Origin of the sequence: Paraburkholderia denitrificans, assembly GCF_042655705.1 — a bacterium.
In the GTDB taxonomy this organism is placed as follows: Bacteria; Pseudomonadota; Gammaproteobacteria; order Burkholderiales; family Burkholderiaceae; genus Paraburkholderia; species Paraburkholderia denitrificans.
This window is the reverse complement of the sequence record NZ_JBHSMP010000021.1, coordinates 1-16891: the sequence shown is the minus strand read 5'-3', so window position 1 is coordinate 16891 and position 16891 is coordinate 1. Positions and strand designations below refer to the sequence as shown.

The 16891-nt window shown below is 58.8% G+C and carries 17 protein-coding genes; 5 read left to right on the top strand and 12 right to left on the bottom strand.

Features of this window, described 5'->3' with window-relative positions:
• Position 1 precedes the first annotated feature (1 nt).
• The 10 genes from ACFPTO_RS18130 to ACFPTO_RS18085 all read right to left on the bottom strand — a co-directional run bounded on the left by ACFPTO_RS18130 (position 2) and on the right by ACFPTO_RS18085 (position 9021).
• A complete protein-coding gene (locus ACFPTO_RS18130) occupies positions 2-1417 on the bottom strand; it encodes an aldehyde dehydrogenase family protein (protein WP_377713381.1) in 1416 nt (471 codons plus the stop codon).
• Between the two features lie 2 nt (positions 1418-1419).
• Positions 1420-2469, bottom strand: coding sequence for a homoserine dehydrogenase (locus ACFPTO_RS18125; protein ID WP_377713379.1), 1050 nt, complete (start codon positions 2467-2469; stop codon positions 1420-1422).
• A 588-nt stretch (positions 2470-3057) separates the two neighbouring features.
• A complete protein-coding gene (locus ACFPTO_RS18120) occupies positions 3058-3543 on the bottom strand; it encodes a DinB family protein (RefSeq protein ID WP_377713377.1) in 486 nt (161 codons plus the stop codon).
• Between the two features lie 40 nt (positions 3544-3583).
• The gene (locus tag ACFPTO_RS18115) at positions 3584-3898 is read right to left on the bottom strand and encodes a DMT family transporter (RefSeq protein WP_377713375.1); all 315 of its coding nucleotides are present in this window, start codon (positions 3896-3898) and stop codon (positions 3584-3586) included.
• A gap of 509 nt (positions 3899-4407) precedes the next feature.
• Complete coding sequence (locus ACFPTO_RS18110; protein ID WP_377713373.1) at positions 4408-5175, bottom strand: ABC transporter ATP-binding protein; 768 nt, start codon at positions 5173-5175, stop codon at positions 4408-4410.
• Positions 5176-5196: 21 nt separating this feature from the next.
• Positions 5197-5910, bottom strand: a complete 714-nt coding sequence (hisM, locus tag ACFPTO_RS18105; RefSeq protein WP_377713371.1) for a histidine ABC transporter permease HisM — start codon at positions 5908-5910, stop codon at positions 5197-5199.
• Entirely contained in the window at positions 5907-6596 is a 690-nt protein-coding gene (locus ACFPTO_RS18100) for an ABC transporter permease (RefSeq protein ID WP_377713369.1), read from the bottom strand. Before ACFPTO_RS18100 ends, hisM begins: the two co-directional genes overlap by 4 nt.
• A 55-nt stretch (positions 6597-6651) precedes the next feature.
• Positions 6652-7410: an ABC transporter substrate-binding protein gene (locus ACFPTO_RS18095; protein ID WP_377713367.1), complete on the bottom strand. Its 759-nt coding sequence runs from the start codon at positions 7408-7410 to the stop codon at positions 6652-6654.
• A 177-nt stretch (positions 7411-7587) separates the two neighbouring features.
• Positions 7588-8337, bottom strand: coding sequence for a B3/B4 domain-containing protein (locus ACFPTO_RS18090; RefSeq protein WP_377713365.1), 750 nt, complete (start codon positions 8335-8337; stop codon positions 7588-7590).
• A gap of 78 nt (positions 8338-8415) precedes the next feature.
• Positions 8416-9021, bottom strand: a complete 606-nt coding sequence (locus ACFPTO_RS18085) for a helix-turn-helix domain-containing protein (protein ID WP_377713363.1) — start codon at positions 9019-9021, stop codon at positions 8416-8418.
• Positions 9022-9267: 246 nt separating this feature from the next.
• Here ACFPTO_RS18085 and ACFPTO_RS18080 point away from each other — a divergent pair, with 246 nt between their 5' ends.
• Both ACFPTO_RS18080 and ACFPTO_RS18075 read left to right on the top strand, forming a co-directional pair.
• A complete protein-coding gene (locus tag ACFPTO_RS18080; protein WP_377713361.1) occupies positions 9268-10131 on the top strand; it encodes an EamA family transporter in 864 nt (287 codons plus the stop codon).
• Positions 10132-10229: 98 nt separating this feature from the next.
• Positions 10230-11453 (top strand): trans-sulfuration enzyme family protein, encoded by a 1224-nt coding sequence (locus ACFPTO_RS18075; protein WP_377713359.1) that lies wholly within the window; start codon positions 10230-10232, stop codon positions 11451-11453.
• A 403-nt stretch (positions 11454-11856) separates the two neighbouring features.
• Here the strand turns inward: ACFPTO_RS18075 and ACFPTO_RS18070 are convergent, their stop codons facing one another.
• On the bottom strand, positions 11857-12312 hold the full coding sequence (locus ACFPTO_RS18070) for an Lrp/AsnC family transcriptional regulator (RefSeq protein ID WP_296655223.1): 456 nt from the start codon (positions 12310-12312) through the stop codon (positions 11857-11859).
• Between the two features lie 238 nt (positions 12313-12550).
• Between ACFPTO_RS18070 and ACFPTO_RS18065 the strand changes: the two genes are divergently transcribed.
• The gene (locus ACFPTO_RS18065; RefSeq protein ID WP_377713356.1) at positions 12551-12898 is read left to right on the top strand and encodes an antibiotic biosynthesis monooxygenase family protein; all 348 of its coding nucleotides are present in this window, start codon (positions 12551-12553) and stop codon (positions 12896-12898) included.
• A gap of 457 nt (positions 12899-13355) precedes the next feature.
• Here ACFPTO_RS18065 and ACFPTO_RS18060 read toward each other — a convergent pair whose 3' ends face one another.
• Entirely contained in the window at positions 13356-13991 is a 636-nt protein-coding gene (locus tag ACFPTO_RS18060) for an FMN-binding negative transcriptional regulator (RefSeq protein ID WP_377713355.1), read from the bottom strand.
• Between the two features lie 117 nt (positions 13992-14108).
• Here ACFPTO_RS18060 and pdxR point away from each other — a divergent pair, with 117 nt between their 5' ends.
• Both pdxR and ACFPTO_RS18050 read left to right on the top strand, forming a co-directional pair.
• Complete coding sequence (gene pdxR / locus ACFPTO_RS18055; protein WP_377713353.1) at positions 14109-15623, top strand: MocR-like pyridoxine biosynthesis transcription factor PdxR; 1515 nt, start codon at positions 14109-14111, stop codon at positions 15621-15623.
• A 394-nt stretch (positions 15624-16017) separates the two neighbouring features.
• Complete coding sequence (locus ACFPTO_RS18050; RefSeq protein WP_377713352.1) at positions 16018-16356, top strand: cupin domain-containing protein; 339 nt, start codon at positions 16018-16020, stop codon at positions 16354-16356.
• Positions 16357-16891 lie beyond the last annotated feature (535 nt).

The following is a 16891-nucleotide window of genomic DNA, read 5'->3' as shown; positions in this document are numbered from 1 at the left end:
ATCAGCACGCGGTCTTACGGATGCACACCACCTTTGGCTGCGTCATTTCTTCATAGGCGAACCTCACGCCCTCACGACCGAGGCTTCCGTATTTGAACCCGCCAAACGGCATCGCATCAAAGCGATAGTCGGAAGAATCGTTGATCATGACTCCGCCCGCTTCAAGACTATCTGCCGCCTTCAGGGCCGTCGCGAGGCTACTCGTGAAGATCCCTGCATGCAAGCTATACGCCGGGCTGTTCGCAAGTTCCAGAGCTTCTCCGATCGACTCGATTCTCTGGAGCACCACTACCGGACTGAAAATCTCCTGATTCCACAGATCGCACTGAAAGCTCACGTCTTCAAGAACTGTCGGCGCGTACACCGAACCATCCCGTACATTGCCGCACAACAATTTCGCCCCCTGGCGAATAGCATCGTTGACCACACTTTCAGTACGCTGTGCTGCCTTCGCAGTGATCATCGGCCCGACATCCGTGTCCTGCAATGCAGGGTTACCCACCTTCAATGCGCGAGTGCCTGCGACAAAGCGATCCCGGAACGCGTCATAAATACTCGAATGAATCAGGATCCGCTGCGTTCCAATACAGTTCTGGCCCGCAGCCCAGTAGGCTCCGGACACACACGAGTCGACGGCATCGTCCAGATCGCAATCGTCCATCACGATCACCGGTGCATTACCGCCGAGATCCATCGCCAGCTTCTTGAGACCAGCGGCGTGCGCGATCTTTTCTCCCGTGACGAATCCGCCGGTGAACGAGATCATGCGCACATCTTTCGCCCCTACGAGGGCTTCGCCGAGGGCAGCCCCCCCGGTCGCAATCGAGACGACGTTAGCCGGCAGGCCCGCCACGTTCAGGTAGTCGACCAGTTTAATTGCCGACAGCGGCGCCAGCTCCGACGGTTTAAGCACGACCGAGTTGCCGCCAGCGATCGCGGGACCGAGCTTGTGGGCAACAAGGTTAAGCGGATCGTTATACGGCGTGATCGCAACAATTACGCCGAGGGGTTCGCGCGTGAACCATCCCTGACGATTCTCCGAGCCCGCATACGAATCGAACGGGATCACCTCCCCGCTGTTACGACGCGCTTCATCGGCCGACAGTTTGAGTGTATTTATGCAGCGGGAGACCTCCTTCTCGGCCTGCCTCAGCGTCTTGCCGGCTTCAGCCACGATGAGTTCCGCGAACGCTTTTCTATCGCGGTCAATCAACCCGGCGCAGGTCTCGAGAATGCGGGCACGCTCGTGCCGTGGAATACGGCGGGACACAGTCGCCCCATCCCTGGCGATCTGGATCAGCGTAGCTGCACTTTCCGGGGGCATGTCTGCCACGAAGCCAACTTCGCTACCATCGAACGGACTGGTGACTGCGATCGCGTTGCCGGAGCCCGCGGCGGGCAACCTGATACTGTTCATGATTAGTTCCCCTTTGCCGTTTTGGCTTTATGGATACTGATGATGTCCGCAAGCAGTGCATAAGCCGTCTCAATGCGGCCTGCGCCCGGCCCGCGCACGGTGACATCCCCGAGCAGCCCCGTTTTGAACGTGACGGCATTGACCGCGTCGCCCACCCCAGTCAGCGAATTTTCCAGCGGAAGCATTCTGGGCTCAACGCTAGCCCGGATGGTCCCGTCGGCCATCTTCGATGCGCTTCCGATCAGTTTCCACCGTGCATTCGCCGCAACAGCATCCTGGATGTTCTGCAGCGTCAGACCACTGATGCCTTTGCACGGAACATCAGCAGACTTGAGCTTCGCGCCGAGCAGTTCATTGGCGAGAATCACAACCTTCAGGCGAACGTCATGACCCTCGATGTCAGCGGTCGGGTCCGCTTCTGCGTAACCCAGACGCTGTGCCTTTTCGAGCGCCTCAGAGAAACTCAGCCCCGACTCCATGCTCGACAGGACAAAATTCGAGGTGCCATTGAGAATGCCCTCGAATCCCTTCAATGCCGATCCAGCAAGCAACTCCCGGCCCAGCCGGATGACAGGCGTTCCGCTCATAACCGCGCCTTCGTACTCGAAGTAGACGCCGTGTTCCGCAGCTACACGCTTCAGAGCCTCGGCATGGAAGGCTACCGGGCCCTTGTTCGTGGTGACCACGCTGATTCCCCTGGTCAGCGCAAGGCGACAGTAGGAAGAAGCGGGTTCACCATTGACTGCGTTGGTGAACGTGGCTTCGGCCACGATATCGGCACCAGAGGTTTCGATGACTTCCTCGGTCGCGGCTTCCTTCTTGCCACCCGGCAGCCGGCTCAGCGCCCCCTTCTCGGCCGGGAGTTCCCGTAACGCCTGCAGATCAAACCCGTCCGGGCAGACCGCTGCGCCCAGATGCAGATCGCTGATACCGACGATCTTCAGTTCGAAGCCCAGCTCCTGTTTCCACTGGGCGTTGTTGTCCGCGGCAAGCTGTGCCAAAGCACGATTCACTCCGCCAAACCCAATCAAAGCAACTTTGTACTCACTCACTTCGGCACCTTCATCTGTTGAACGATGATGAAAATGCTATCGGACGTGAGAGGCAGTCCCAATATGGCGTTCTGACCAAAATTACAAGCAGATTGCTCGCGGAGATTCAAATTGCATCGTGCGGACCCGGTTCGGGACCAACCCTTCGGACGGGGAGCGTAGCGTGCTGCGTCGGGATACCGCTGAACGGCTGGTCGGTTTCCAGTGGTCCAGGGAAATTCGGTGGCTGCCCCCAACACCTTTTGTGCTGTAGCCGAAGAGGAGGATTCCTTTCTGGCACAGAGTGCCGAAGCCATCGCTTATTGCCTCAATGTCCCAACCCTGCCTGCTTCTCCCGATGACGCGGTAGAGCGCTTCGGCATTTTGCTACCCGGGTCGGCTGTAACCACCCCGTTTCCAGTCGACATACCAGGGAGCGCCTCGGGTAGGAACCACTAGAGTTTGATCTCACCTATTACATTAAGGATACCTATATTAAATAGAGATCGATTCGTACCATCCGAGATATATCGGCTACCCGTAGAGTGACCCATCTGTCAGTCGTGGGTTTTCTGCCCTCTGCAAGCCGTTGTCCGCCTGCACTACTGCCTACTGGCCCAGGCAGGTCGTCAGCAGGAGGGGCGGCGTAGGCAGGCCCTGACGGGACAGTTCGTGGGTGGTGACGCTGAGGTGATAGAGGGCATGACTGACCAGGTGCATCAGCATCTGCGTCCGGGTCATGCGGCCCTTGTCGCCATCAGTGAAGACGAAGTCGATTTCTTCGGCGGCGGCAGCGTCATCCAGTTGCTGTGCGTACTGGATCAGCCACTCGTCAAGCGCCTCGGCCGCGCTGCGCAATTGCGGTAGTGGAGCAAAGGAACTGCTCTCGGTCGAGGTAAAGCCGTGAGGCTCCCCCAGCATGTGGGACTGGAATATCTGATCGACGATGTGGATGTGGTTGAGCCAGTACAGCGCCTGCTGAACGGCATCGGGCCTGTCTGCATAGTCCGGAGACTGAAGCGACTCATATAGGCCCGTGTCCATCCATTTCTTGTATGCCATAAGTGGCACCAGGGCAGAGGTATTGGTGTTCATGCGTGCTCCTCTTCTATTGCAGAAGATCCAGCAAATTTGCTCAGGACGTGAGCTTCATCAGCCCGAGGCCGCCAACGATCAGGACAGCCGCAAGGATGCGCATGGGGCTGGCAACCTCGCCCAGCACAAGGATGCCGACGACAAAGGCGCCCACGGTCCCAATACCTGTCCAGATCGTGTAGGCAGTGCCGAGGGGGAGGGATTTCATCGCAACCGACAGCAGCGCGAAGCTGGCGATCATGGCCACGATGGTGATGGAGGAATAGTTCAGCCGCGTGAAGCCATTGGACAGCTTCATCGCGTAAGCCCAGAGGACTTCAAGCAAACCTGCAACAACGAGAAAAACCCAGGCCATACGGCTCCTCCTGTGTCAAAGAGCCGGGTCGTCCCGGACAGCAAATAAGCCCGTAGGCGGAGGTCGTCCTCAGCGGGAAATTATACGTCAAGGCCATTTCGCCGGAGCGAAGCTAGCCAGCACGAATTTGACGCAGGCACGGCGCAGGAGCTTATAGTCCGGTGTCCGAAGCCCAGCGTAACGATCGCGCGAACGAACAACGATCACAACGTCAGCCCAATCTAGTTACGTCTGTGAACCAGACCGCATCAGCAACGCCAGATTGCTCGCACACGGTGTGCAGCGAGGAGTGTATTGAATACGGATATCTCCATATGCGCTTGCAACACTTAAGCTTCACATTACTGCGAGTGCGCTCCAATCATCGGTGCGGCGCCAGTGCAATCCGGTGATAGACGCCGCGCCAGAGGAGTCGTCCGGCTATCCCTGCGCTTCGCAGTCCGGATCGCCAGTGCGTCGATTCAGGAATAGCCGTCACCGTGGCGTTACCCGCCAGATTGGCAGTTACACTATTTCAGCTTTCCCGAGAGGAACCTGGCCAACCGCTCGCTACCCGGATTGACCAGGATATCCTGCGGAGCACCCTGCTCCTCAATTTTTCCCTGGTGCAGAAACACGACATGGTTCGACACATGGCGGGCAAAGCCCATCTCGTGTGTTACCACGATCATCGTTCTGCCTTCCTCGGCCAGCGCCTGCATGACCTTGAGGACTTCACCCACGAGCTCAGGATCAAGCGCAGAGGTGGGTTCGTCAAAGAGCATGACCTCTGGCTCCATCGCGAGCGCCCGTGCTATGGCGACACGCTGCTGCTGCCCACCCGACAGATGCGAGGGATACATGCCCTCGACCCGCGCCGGCAACCCCACCTTTTCCAGGTACCCCCGCGCGCGCGCGACAGCCTCGTCCCTACGAAGGCCGAGCACAGCAAGCGGCGCTTCAATGACGTTTTCCAGCACGGTCATATGCGCCCACAGGTTGAAGTGCTGGAACACCATGGCAAGCCTGGTCCGCATGCGCTGCAGCTGCTTCTGGTCAGCGACCCGCAGGGCGCCATCTCGATCGATTGTCGTACGGATCAGCTCATTGCCAATCGTGATCTGCCCCGAGCACGGCCGCTCCAGAAAGTTGATGCAGCGCAGGAACGTACTCTTGCCCGAGCCGCTCGAGCCGATAAGGCTGATGACGTCCCCACCTCTGGCTTTCAGGGAAACGCCCTTTAAGACTTCATTGTCACCAAACTTCTTGTGCAGGTCTTCGACGACAAGCTTGTACATGGCGGTATCCTTTTGGGGGTGTTAGCGTGCACGCGGTGCAAGGAAAAGGAGCCAGCGCGCTTCCAGCCTGCGGAACATCCAGATAAGGGAGAACGCGATCGCCGCATAGATGATTGCGGCAATGCCATACGCCTGAAATGGCATATAGGTCGCCGAATTGACGTCACGCGTTACCTTGAGGACGTCAGCCACCGTTGCCGTAAATGCCAACGTCGTCGCATGGAGCATCAGGATGACCTCGTTGCTGTACATCGGGATCGAACGGCGCAGCGCCGAGGGCAGGATGATCCGTGTGTACAGCTTGAAACGCGACATCCCATAGGCGAGACCTGCTTCTATTTCTCCCGCGGTCGTGGACTTTATGGCGCCGGAGAAAATCTCCGTCGCGTAGGCGGCCTCATTCAATGTGAACGCAAGCAGCGTACAGTTCATGGCATCACGAAAGAACGAGCCCAGCAGCGGATTGGAATGAACAACGTGCAAACTGTAGATGCCCGTGTAGCACATGAGCAGCTGCACATACAGGGGAGTGCCGCGAAACACATACGTGAAGAACCAGACCGGCCGCGACATCCAAGGATTGCCCGACGCCCGTGCAATAGCCAGTGGCACCGCCAGCAGGAAGCCCAGCAAGACCGACACAACAAGCAGCCACAGCGTCACGGCGATCCCGCTGAAGCGATAGCCGTCCGTGTACAAATAATTCTGCCAGTATTGACCGATGATCCCGATCATAATGAGACCCTCCTGACACCAACTGAATAACGTTTCTCGAGGTGGTGCAGCACAACGTTCGAAACTGTCGTGATTGCAAGATAGATTGCACCCGCCACCAGGGTGAAGAAAAAGAAATCCAGCGTACTCTTGCCTGCATCCTGCGAGGCCTTCACCACATCGGCCAGGCCGATTATCGAGACGAGCGCTGTGGCCTTCACCAGCACCTGCCAGTTATTGCCAAGACCAGGCAACGCAAAACGCATCATCTGCGGGAACAGGATACTGAAAAACACACGCAAACCGCTCATGCCGTATGCAAATCCTGCTTCGATCTGGCCTCGCGGCACCGCGAGAAAGGCGCCCCGAAATGTCTCGGCGAAATACGCGCCGTAGATGAAACCGAGAGTGATAACCCCTGCAACAAACGGGTCGATATCGATCTGGTCCCATCCCAGCAAATCAGTACACCGGTTAAGTAGAATCTGCATCCCATAAAAGAGCAGCAGCATCAGCACGAGATCGGGAACCGCCCGGACAAGCGTGGTATAGGTGGTGCCGATCGCCGCGATTCCGCGGTACAGAGATAACTTTGCAGAAGCGCCAGCAAGCCCAAGCACAAGAGCCGCAGCAAGCGAAAGTACCGAGAGTTTTACGGTCTCGACCGTTCCCGCCCACAATAACGGGCCAAATCCCTGAAGAATCATCTGGAATAGTTCCGGCAATGACGCGGCCGCAGCCGAAGCTGCGCCGCGAGCGAGATCAATTGGTGCGAAGATCAACCGAAATATATTTCTTCTCGATCTTCAGGAACGTTCCATCTCTCACCATGGCGGCAATCGCGCCGTCAATCTTGCCCTTCAGGTCTGCGTCATCCTTGCGCAGGCCAATCGCTGCTTCACCTGTCGGAATTTCCTGGCCTGAGAACTGAAAACCGGTGCCACGCGAGGTCTTCAAAAATCCCACATCGGCCTGGACTTCGTCCTGCAGTGTGGCGTCCAGACGCCCTGCGATCAGATCCGCATACGCCTGGTCCTGGTTCTGGTATGCCACGACCTGCACCCCCTTCGGCGCCCAGTTCTTCTTCGCGTAAGTCTCCTGGATTGTGCCCTGCTCGACCCCCACAGCCTTGCCCTTTAACGATTCGGGGCTCGGCTGCAGATTGGCCCCCTGTCTGGTGACAAGGCGTGTCGGAGTTTTGTAGATCATGTCTGAAAACGCGATCTGCTCCGCTCGTTGCGGGGTGATAGTCATCGACGAAAGCACAGCGTCGAACTTCCGCGCGTTCAGAGCAGGAATCAACCCGTCGAAGTCGCTCTCCACCCACACGCATTTTGCATTCAGACGATGGCAAATCTCGTTGCCAAGATCAATATCAAGGCCGACAACATCCCCATTTGCAGCTTTGGATTCAAACGGCGCATAAGTCGCGTCAACACCAAAGCGGATTGTTGTCCAGTCTTTCGCACAAACACCAGCCGCAGCAGACGCCAGCGCAATGCACACAAATATCTTTTTCACGGTTGTCTCCTTCAACATGTCAGGTTATCAGCCACAGGAATAGACAATCCCGGGGCGCAACTTCAGATTAAATCGTTATACTAATTATTATTGCTTTAACACCACAAACCCCATCTTGCCGAACAGGGAAACATTCCCCTGCTCCTCCCGGCAGATGACTTTGACTCCTTCCGGTGCTCAGAGAGCAGGAACCCCGGCCTTGATGAGACGGTAGCCAACCTGCATAGCCCGCCCCTGCACGCGCAGGACGTTACAGAGCTCCTTCACGATTTCGCCGATTTCCTTGCCGCCTGTTGACGGAAGGGCCGAGTCGATAATGAACCACGCGTTTACTGTCGACTCGGTAAGGCGCGTCCGACGTCCCTGGCGCCAGTTCCAGCGTCGACACGTGACACCAACGTCGTCAGCCCAGACAATTTCGCCGGTCGGGACGATCACCTCACTCGCAGCTGAGTCATCCGCGATATCAAAGGGCTCATTGCCGGTTGCCGGTCGCAGCTCAAGCTGGCCGACGAGTGTATCGAGATCTTCGCCGCCAATCGGAACGAGATAACGCAGGCTGAGTGCGTTGTAGAAGTCGACCAGAGCATTAATCCCTGGGATTTCCGATTCGCCGCGCAAGGCCCGACGGGCGAGCGACTCCACCGACGAGGGATACTTCCGCGGCTTGGCGTTGAACCGCTTGTAGATTTCGTGCCAACAGGAGACTTTCGGATGGTCCTTGAGACCATCGGCATCCAGCTTTTCCCGCACTGCAGCTGCCGCAGAAGCTAACGCTCCCTGGCTCTCTGCCGTGGACGGCCCATTGGTCAGCCCCAGTGCGACAACGACGGCGACAGTCGTCTCGGGATAGTCATCATAGATCGCCTCGGCAACCCGAAACTGATCCAGTGCCGCCGCAACTGGATCACTCTTTTCCGCAGACATCAAACACCTCCAGAGACATGTTGGAGGTGACTATAGCCTGAAATTTTTTCTAGTTCAATATATTTATCTATTGGTAAATCAAAATGTACTTTTTGCCGGAATGCTACTGCGTGCGGTCAGCCTCGGCTCGACCACAACCATCATAAAGATGACGTCACGGTCGCGCTGGTTGGCATAGCGGTGGGGAACGTCCGCCGAGAACACGAGCGCCTCACGCTCCCCAACTGCTTCGCTCACGGCGCCTGCGGTCACAGTGAGCGTGCCACTATTGACGATCAGCAGTTCCTTGGTGCCTGGCGGATGCGCAATGCCATCGTAGAATTCGTGCGGGCTCAGGCGCCACTCCCAGAATTCCAGTACGGACGGATCGTCAAACCCGGTGATCAGTCGTCCCCAGCCCCCGTCACTGCCGCGCCAGAGTTCCTGGGCATCTGCCAGTGTGGTTTTGTAGGCTGATGGCTGGGCAGCCTGCTCAATCAATCTGGAAATGGGCACGCCCAGAGCATTTGCCAGCCGGCAGAGGGTGGCTACGCTCGGGTTGGTCTTCCCCTGCTCGATCTGGACGACCATCCCCCTGCTGACGCCTGACGCAAGCGCTAGCTGGTCAAGTGTCAACGCGCGAGCCTTGCGTTGTGTGACAAGATTTTTTCCGACGATGGTGTTGATGGCATCGACATCATTCATGTGCTACAGGCCTTTGCTTTCAGTTCACTATACTGTACCAGTTGGGCCAGACCATTGTCATCGACGGGTGACACGCGAGGGTCGCCGCCACCGATGTGCGTTGCAAATACCAGCCTGCCCCTGTCTCTTCGCGTCTGAAGGGTAATCCCCGCTTGCCAGAAGTTCAATATAATGTACTATTGCGTTTTATATTGAACAAGAAGCGCCGACCTTGCACCGGTGCTTCCAACTGGACTGCAAAGCGACATGGGATCGGTTCTGGCCTTACTTTCGTCGGTATGCTACGGCACGGCGGACTTCCTCGGCGGCTATGCGACGCGGCGCGTGTCGATCGGCTATGTGCTTCTCTGGAACCAGATTCCCGGTCTGTTGATTACCGGCCTGTTCACCTTGCTCACGCCTGGTGCGATGACAAACCCGACGGACTGGTTATGGAGTGTCGGAGCGGGCCTTTGCATCTCGATCCAGCTTCCCGCACTGTATCTGGCGCTTGGAGTCGGGCCGATGGCAGTCGTCGCCCCGGTCACCGCATTAATCGGCATTGTCGCGCCGATGATATTCGGCGTACTGGTTGGCCATGAATCGCCTTCACCTACGGCATACGCAGGATGCCTGCTGGGCGCGCTGGCCGTCGCCATTGTCAGTGGAGCGGAACACGTTTCGGCAGACAGGGACGACAACCGCCAGGCAGGCAGGGGACTGTTGCTTGCCACCGTTGCCGGCACCTGCATTGCCATGACCTATATCTGCCTGAAGCAGGTTTCAGTGCACGCAGGCTTCGTGCCGCTCTTCACCGCCCGATCCGTTGCTCTCGGTCTTGTCGTGGTCGCCACGCTCGCGGGCCAGCGCACGATGTTTGCGGCGCGGCCGAATCCGGGGGCTGCGGCACTTATCGCGCTCAGCGGCTGTCTGGACGCATCGGGCACAGCCCTGTTCAGGTCCGCCTTGATCCATCGCGGCCCATTGTCGATTGTCGCGACACTGGTCTCCCTTTATCCGCTCACCACGGTACTGCTCGCGACGACGCTGCTGCGTGAGCGCCTGACCTGGCAACGCATGGTGGGCGTGCTGCTGGCGTTGTCCGGTATTGCCCTGATGGTTCGGGGCTAGCGGTCCGTGGGCTAGCCGGAAACGCACTGGCCCGGCACGGCCTTCCGCATGCGGGTCCCCCGACGCACATTCCATTAACGCTTTACATGAGGTTAGCAATGCAAAACAAAACCACACCCCAGCGCCCCGACAAGGCGGACCTGACCACGCTCGCCTTTGCAAGCCAGGCAGTTCATGGAGGCAATGTCATGGACACGACCACGGGTGCAATCCGCACCCCCCTCGTCATGGCCAATTCATATCGCCTTCCTGACGACCCGTCCACGATGGACTGGTCGGATCCAGACGGGCTGACCTACACACGTAATGCCGGGCACAACCAGGTTTGCCTCGAGCGCAAGCTCGCCGCCATGGAGCACGCGGAAGAAGCCGCCGTCTTTGCAACCGGGGTCGGCGCGCTGCACGCGATATTCTTCACGCTCCTCAAAAGTGGGGATCACGTCGTAGTGGGCGATGTGACCTACGAAGCAGTCTGGCGCCTCTTTGCAGAGCTGTTGCCTGAGCGCTACGGCATCGAGGCATCCTTTGTCGATATGGGTGACCTCGAGGCAGTGCGCCGTGCAATGCGCCCCAACACGCGTCTGGTACACACGGAAACGATCGCCAATCCGACGACGAAAGTTGTCGATATCGCGGCGGTCGCCAAGATTGCCCACGCAGGCAGTGCCCTGCTTTCGATCGACGCAACCTTCACGCCACCGCCGATGTTCAGAGCGCTTGAACACGGTGCCGATTTCGTCGTTCACTCGTTGACCAAATATATCAATGGTCACGGCGACGCGATGGGCGGTGCGGTGATAGGACGCAAGGAACAGATTCGCGCGATCAAACATGCTGCGCTGGTCGACCTGGGCGCGACCATTTCCCCATTCAACGCGTGGTTGATCATGAGAGGCTCAGTGACTCTGCCCTTGCGCCTTCCAAGGCATATGTCGTCCGCAAGGAAGGTCGCGGCGTACCTTGATTCCGATCCGCGGGTCGCCTTTGTAGCCTTTCCCGGCCTGCCATCCCACCCTCAACATGAGCTTGCAGCACGCCAGTTTGGTGGCACATATTTCGGGGCCGTCATGGCGTTCGCCGTCGATGGAAGCCCGGACGTCCAGAACCGGTTCGTTGACAATCTGCGGGTCATCACGTCAGCGGTTTCACTCGGACATGACGAGACGCTGATCGTACATGTTGGCGCGGAAGGCCGCGGCGGCTCCGAACATTACCCGGCACCATTCCAGAAGTACGGGCATCTGCGACTGTCCGTCGGGCTTGAAGAGCCAGAGGACCTGATTGCTGACATTGCCGCTGCGCTCGACGCCACGTTCGCGTGATGGAAGGGGTGTAATCGGTCCGCCGCCAACGCGGATCGCCCGGATGAGGCTGCATCCGATGAAAATAGGGCTGGCGGGGGAGAACTCCCTCGCGCCAGCCCCATTTTCACGTCCCGGGATGCAACCAGCGCTTGTGCCAGACCAGTAGCATTCAGCGCAAATTCCGGCTCGCGTGCGAAAAGCGCACTGATTTCCACCGCGAGCCGAACGGACGCCCGATGGACATCATCAAACGCAGCCAGGGCAAGCCTGTATTCGGTCACTCGATCCGCGTCACCCTCTGGAGCAGATAGCGAAGATCGTAATCAGCAGGCGTGTCGGGCCGAACCCGCCAGTTTGTTCGAAATACTGAACAGGATGCCCGGCATCACTTGTAAAGTGCACCGCTGGCGGCAAACCACAATCAGCCGGGCGAGACGGTGTTTTTCGAGCGGGTGAGAACGAACGACGTGACCGTGTTCAGCACCTCCGGCAGGGCCGCAATCTCTTCCCATAGCTTGTGAATCCGGTCCGACGTTGGCGCTTCGATGTGCAGGACGATATCCAGCTCCCCGCTCATGACATCACAGGCCACCACTTCCCGAACCGAGCGCACATGGCGGAGCACATCGAGGCCGCGCATACGGTCTTTCCGGTAGACAAACATGAGCGCGCGGATAGGCTGGGAATCAGGCGTGGCGCCTCCAGGCCTGATGGTGTACCCACGGATGAAGCCGTCTCGCTCCAGCCTTTCGATCCTCAGGCGCACCGCGTTACGCGATAGATTGACTGATCCCGCGATGTCGTTATGAGACAGGCGTGCGTTCTCTGTAAGCTGTGCGAGGATTTTCTCGTCAACCTTGTCGAGTATCCGCTTCATCCGTTCTCCTGTGCCCCGTCCACGCGCCGGAGCCGCTCCCCCGATGCTCCGGCAATTTTACCGGCGTCTCTCTCTGGCACCAGCCGCACAGAAAAGTTCAACTTGTTGATCTATTTAGTATAATATACAGATCAGACGCAAACCTGTCAAAGCGATCCGGCAGTTGCGCAAAAATCACCATACTTTCGGCCTGCTTGCAGCACCATGGTGTCCCATCAACGATAACAAGCGAGTGCCCATGATCTCGGCGACCTTTACCTTCAAGCCCGGTCAATACAATGATGAGTTCCACCGACTCGATCAGCAGATAGCCGAAATCGCGCGTTCAATTCATGGATACCTGGGTGAGGAGACGTGGGAAAACCCGCAAAGCGGGCTAGTCCAAAATATCTACTACTGGGAATCAGAAGAAGCCCTGCAGCAGTTGGTCACGCGTCCTGTGCACCTGGAAGCCAAGTCAAAGCAGGCGCAATGGCTGAACGGATACCGGGTCATAATTGCCCAGGTTATCCGTGAGTACGGCGATGTGAATTCGCAGCTCTGGGGTATTATTCCTGTTTCCCTCCAGGATCAAGAAAATCCCTAATGTAATTGAGAAAATCAGGAGCTTTCCTATCCTGGCGGATAAGAAAAACCTCATCAGGGTGCGTGTCAACCGCGGATTCGCCACCATGGCCGTACACCTGCATCGCGGTCGTGCCGGCCATCCTACGGTGTTTTTCACTCCCGTATCGTCCTGCCGCCCGACCTGGCCACTATCACCGGCCGGAAAGAAGTCTGGCATTCCCTGCACAACTGCGACCCGGCACGCACTACGCTCCTGACGCACCTGCTTGACGCATGCTTTGGCGTGGTGAAAAGGCCCGCCCTTGTCAGTCAGTCACAGCGATTTTCTGCATGACCATGTGGCCTGCGAAGGCCGCAGCAGCAGATGCATCCAACCAGGGAAGAAGAATTCTTGCTGCCCAAAGAGCCGGGCGATTACCAGTCGCCCGTCACGGATCGGTCTGACTGCACCTGCGCGAGAAAGGTCGCCCAGGCGGCTACGATTTGTCCGCAAGGACGCGCAGCATCGCCTCGCCAATCTGCGCCTCGCCGCATGCCACCAGCGCGTCGCCGGCGCCCTTGATATCCTGCGCCTCCTTGTTCTGGCCGAGCTTGCTCTTGCCGACGAGACGAGTGATCCCGATCTCCACGCCGACAATCGCCCTGACCTGCCCATCGGTGTAGTCCTTGGGGGCATCCGACATCTTCCACGGCTTAGGCTGCGATGCCTCGTGTGTGCGGGTCAGGCGCCCGATCACACCGCGCACATAGCGCTCGTCGTCATGAATGGAAATTCGTCCGTACGCGTGAACCACCACGTAATTCCAGGTGGGCACCTGCTTGTGGAACTCGTGCTTGCTCGGATACCAGTTTGGCGAAATATAGGCGTCCCCCGCACGGAACACCACCAGCACCTCGTCACCGTTCGCCACATCCTGCCAAACCGGATTGGCGCGAGCAACATGCGCGCGCAGTACGCCCAGTTCACCCCCGTCCGGCACCAGCTCGAACGGAATGTGGTTCGCGTCGAGCCCATTTTTCCCGTGGGTAATCAGGGTTCCGAATGGATGCTGTGCAATGGTGGCGTGCAGCACTTCCTTGCGGTTTTCAGCGAAATCAGCAGGTATGTACATAAGCGGTCCTCTCGTGAACAGGATAAGCGGGGTTGGCATCGCGCCACAGTTCAAGTCTGCACTGAAAGTGGTTTATCCTGTAGATCCAGTTTCAGCTATTTCTAGAGAACCAGAATCATGTCGAGAACTGCGCGCGTCGCGGAGATGCCCTCCTTCGGCGCGCTGGACCGCACCGCAGGCAATCTGAGCCACCAGTTGGCAGAGGCGCTGCGCGAAGCCGTACGCCGAGGGGACATCCGCGCCGGCGACGCGCTGCCGGCGACACGCTCACTCGCCGTTTCGCTTGGGGTCGCAAGAGGCACGGTGATCGAAGCCTACGAGCAACTCATCGCCGAGGGATTCCTCGAATCGAAAGCCGGCGCCGGGACACGCGTTGCACAGGCATTGGCCGAGCGACAGCCTGCCCACACACCGCACGCGTTACCGACACCCCAGGCTGCACAAGTACTGCCCGAACGCGCCGAACTGTTCGCGCAGATAGCGCGGGAATTCCGGCCCCTCGCGCCCACACCATTTGCGATTTCGGTGCCTATCGGCCTGACCGCGCCTTCCGATGTCTGGCGGCGGCTCGGCAACCGCATCCGCGCACGAGGCCCGGGCGCGCCGACTGGATATGCCGATCCGCTCGGCGTGCGGTCGCTGCGCGAGGCGATCGCCGCTTACGTGCGCAAATCACGCTCGGTGCGCTGCGAAGCGGATCAGGTCATCGTCACAAGCGGTACGCAGCAGGGCCTTTTTCTCGCAACCCAGGTGCTGCTCGCGTCGGGGGACCAGGCATGGATCGAGAACCCCGCCTACCGCGGCGTCACAGCGATTCTGGAGAGCGTGGGCCATCGTGATGGCATCACGAGAGTACCCGTCGATGCTGAGGGCCTTGATGTCGAAGCCGGTATACGGATGGCACCCCGGGCTCGCGCGGCGTTTGTCACGCCATCTCATCAATACCCACTCGGCATGCCGCTGAGCATGGCGCGGCGCGCCGCCTTGCTCGCGTGGGCCCGCGCAAATCACTCCTGGGTCATTGAAGACGACTACGACAGCGAGCTACGTTACGAGGGTTATCCGTTTCCGGCACTCCAGGGCCTGGACCCGGAGCGGGTGGTATACCTCGGCACCTTCAGCAAGATCCTGTTCCCCTCGCTGCGACTTGGCTACGCAATTGTCCCGCGCGGGCTCGTCGATGCGTTCTGCGGCGCTCGCGTCCTCATGGACCGCCACCCGCCGACTGCGGATCAGCACGTCCTCGCCGCCTTCATAATGGAGGGGCATCTCGAGCGGCACATCCGCAAGGTTAGGCACGTGTATGCGGAACAGCGGATTCGCCTTATCGAAACGCTCAAAGCGCTGCTGCCTTCCGATCTCGCCTGGGTCGAACCCGGCGATCAGGGCATGCATCTTGTTCTATGGCTTGCCAATGATCTGAACGACCACGCAATCGTTCGTCAGGCGGCCATGGCGGGCGTGGCAGTGCGTGCGGTGTCGCCGATGTTCGCGCCGGGCAGCATGCGCCCAGGACTCGTTCTTGGGTTCGGAGGGTTCAGCAGCGAGCAGATGGAAGACGCAGCAGGTAGCCTCGCCGCAGTGGTCAGAAATGCCCGAAAGCTCCAGGGATCTGCTGCGGGCGCACTCTGAGAAGCCACGCCACGTCGCACGGCAGTCAGCGCTGGCGCCTTCCGGAAGAATGGAAGCCCGGTGTACAGTACCAGGAGATGCGGAGCTGGTCTGCCTTGCTGGCAACATCGCCACCACCATCCACCATTCGGTTGGCACCATCGCGATGGGATTTCTGGATGATCCGATGACCGGGGGGGCGACCGTTAATTGCGGACGCTCAGTGTGGCTGGCTTGCGGGTCATAAATGCTGGCTGATACCCACCGGCCCCAGCGGCAACGCCAAGAGTCGGCCCCTGAGGATCGCTGAGATAGCCGCGGAGTGGATTGTGAGAAGAATCCAGGGAATCGCGCGGCCGCGTTCCGGCCGGCCATAATCGCCCGGATGCCGGCAGACTATCTCGGAGTGGCAAGCATGACTTTCACCGCCGAACCCCAGTTCCTTTTCACGGACAGCGAGGCCGTGCCCTGGATTGACTCCAAACATGCCAGAGGGGTTCAGGTCAAGAACCTTGGCAAGGCCAATGGCCGTGGTTTGCAGTTGGTCCGTTTTGAGCCGGGAGCGTCATTTCCATGGCATCTGCACGAAGGCCCAGAGTTCATTTTCTTGCTCGATGGTGAAGCGGTGCAGAACGGCAAACGACTGGGTCGAGGCTGGTCCTCGGTCGCCGAGAAAGGAACGACGGACGAATCATTCCACAGCGAGACAGGCTGCGTGTTCCTTCTCTGCTATGCCCTGCTTCCTTCCCAATAGCGCCGAGGCCACCACGCACAAGGCAATACATGGCGTTGCCCAAGCGGCCGACAGCAGAGTTGGAAAAAGCGGGGTGAACAACTGTTGACACGCGACGTGTACCGTTCGCGCAGTGTACCGAGATCCCCAGCCGACTTGTATCAGGGGTATCTGCCTCAGTATCCGCTCCTGTCAACTCCTGTAAATCCTCACCATCCCGGGTCCGCTCACCACTGGGCCAGGACACAATGCGGTGCCCTCAGCATAAGCATCATTCACACCCGCCGGGTGAGGTATTTGGGGATGCCCGGAGCCGGGAGCACATCAGCAGGCCGTGAAAGGAGGCTCTTCGAGCTATTCCCCCGTTTCCAGATCACCGCCACGTCATGGAAATTTGCGGTCGATCTTGGATGGGAAGAAACAAACTGAGGGCTTGAGGCTGACCCAGAATCAGGGCAGGTCAATGCAGCCTCGTCTGTTCCAGGCGAGGGCGTAAACGCCAAAACCCCGGCGCTCAGGGAGAGACCGGGGTTTCGGATACAGCATAAGGAGCCTG